Genomic DNA, 2246 nt, shown 5'->3' with positions numbered 1-2246 from the left:
CGTTTATAAAATTATATTAACCTTTCTTTTTTGAGTTAATTAATTGTTTTACACAAAATTGAATTCGGTGCACAAAATCTTAATACTTAAAAATTTGACACAAAAGTCGATTTCTTATATTAATATAAGTTATATTAGTTGATTTATAAGATAGTCCAAGTTATTATTTTTAAATCTTTAAAAATGATATTTTAAAAAATCTTTGAATAAATAGATATATCTATTAATTCAAAATTAGTTTGGGTTATTTACATTTATTATTAAGAGATTTTATGAAGTTAAATAAAATTATAAGTGTAATTTCACTAGGAGTAACAGGAGCAGCATTTCCGTTATCTGTCGTTTTCAACAGTTATAAAAAAACTAATACTAAGAGCTTAATTAATAAAACTACCAACGGAGTTATTAATAAAGATAAAACAAATACCAAAGTACTAAATAATGAAACAGAAAACCTAGTTGATCAATCTAGCGATTCGCTTTATGACTTTGAAAAGAACGATTACTTTAAAGGTTTTATTACCTTTAAAGGCAATTTTGATATTTTCAACCATGATAATATTTTGAAACTTATAAAACAGCAACCCCAAGTTCTATACGCGAAAAAAAGCCTTGCAATCAAAAATTATTATTTAGTTACACTTTCTTTCAAAAAGAATTCAGATGATAAAAAACAGTTTGATAGTTTCTTAAACACATACGACCTGGTTGGGGATTTTTATGAAATAGAAAATGATGAAAAGATTGAATCTAATCCTTCTATAGCGATCATAAATGGGGTTGAGGACAGTTACGTTAATGGTGGTGGATTATCACAAAACTTAAACAGATATAGGAATAACTTTGAATCCAACTACTATACTGATCTAGATAGAAATGTAATTATACAACATGTAGATCATCAAGTTAATTATTACGGTCAAAAAAGAATTGTTATAGCTGTATTTGAGGTAGGTGAAGGTGATAAACATCCAGAACGAGCTTTAATTGATGCTAATAATTCTTATTATTTCGACAAAAAGATAACCAATGTCTACAATAGATGAGATTCTTATTGAAACGGGTTGTTTCATAAACCGACATACGGAAATCACTCTACGGAAGTTGCTTCAGTAATTTCTGGAATAAATGGAGTAAATCCTTACCATAATTTATATGGAGTGAAAGCAAATCTATTTAATAGTTCGCTTTTATATGCCTTTTCAGGTTTAGATAATGAAATAGATTATATAAGACGCATTGATAACTTAAAAATTGTTAATAATTCTTGGGGTATAGGGAAACCGAAAAATGCTAATTCGAATTTATTTAAATATAATTACTACTCAAGATTCTTAGATCTATTAACTGCAAACGAAAGAGATTTGATATTTGTAATTGCAGCAGGTAATGAAGGAAATACAAATCTTCCAAAATTATTTGGTTTTGATCTGTCATATAACAGCATATTAGTTGGTTCTAACAACGATGATAAATCATTAAGTTGATTTTCATCACGAGGGTCAAATACATATAGCTCACCTCTTATTTTGGCTAATGGTTCTTCATATCCATTTAAAAATTCAAGAAAATAGGGAACAAGTTATTCTGCCCCTTTTGTATCTGGTGTCTTGGCTAATACACTAATTCAATATAAGGAAAAATATAACTAGGAATTAATTCAATTATTGCTAAAGCAACATTAGGCGTTTCATCAACAAATGAAAAAAACGATAAAACTGTAGAGAAAAATAGATTAGATCCTTCTCAAGGTGTGGGGATACTAAATTATCAAAAATTATGATCTGCATTTAATAATCTTAAATATATAAGATGGACTGATAGTAGTGATGTTTTAGTGAATAATTTATGAAAATTTAAAAACGTTGATAAAAGCTTAACAATAGAAAGGCTGCAGTTAAAAAAAGGTGATAACTTAAGAATTAGTTTATCTTGATTATTTAAACCTTCAAGTTCAACTGTATATAGATGAGAACAAAACAATAAAGATTTAACTAGTTCAATAAATTATGATGAACAAAACTTCGATTTGATCTTTAGAAAAACCGATGGTAGCATTTTTAAAAGAACAGAATCATTAAATAATTTTGAATTTCTACAAGTGCCTATTACAGAGGATGGATCTTACGAAATCATTGTTTCTAAGCCGAATCAAAAACCATCTAAAACAGAAACAGAACTAGCTTTATCTTGAACAAAAGAAAGAATTTAGGATTTATATTTAATTATGGAAAACTATCTAAAAA

At 27.0% G+C, this 2246-nt stretch carries 1 pseudogene; it reads left to right on the top strand.

Annotated features, from left to right (window positions below):
• Positions 1-272: 272 nt before the first annotated feature.
• A pseudogene (locus tag P690_RS04035) lies at positions 273-2212 on the top strand (S8 family serine peptidase).
• The last annotated feature ends 34 nt before the right edge of the window (positions 2213-2246 follow it).

The sequence above is a fragment of the Mycoplasma imitans ATCC 51306 genome, assembly GCF_000518305.1.
In the GTDB taxonomy this organism is placed as follows: Bacteria; Bacillota_I; Bacilli_A; order Mycoplasmatales; family Mycoplasmoidaceae; genus Mycoplasmoides; species Mycoplasmoides imitans.
Note: the sequence above shows the minus strand (reverse complement) of the source record. Positions and strands in the feature narration are given on the sequence as shown.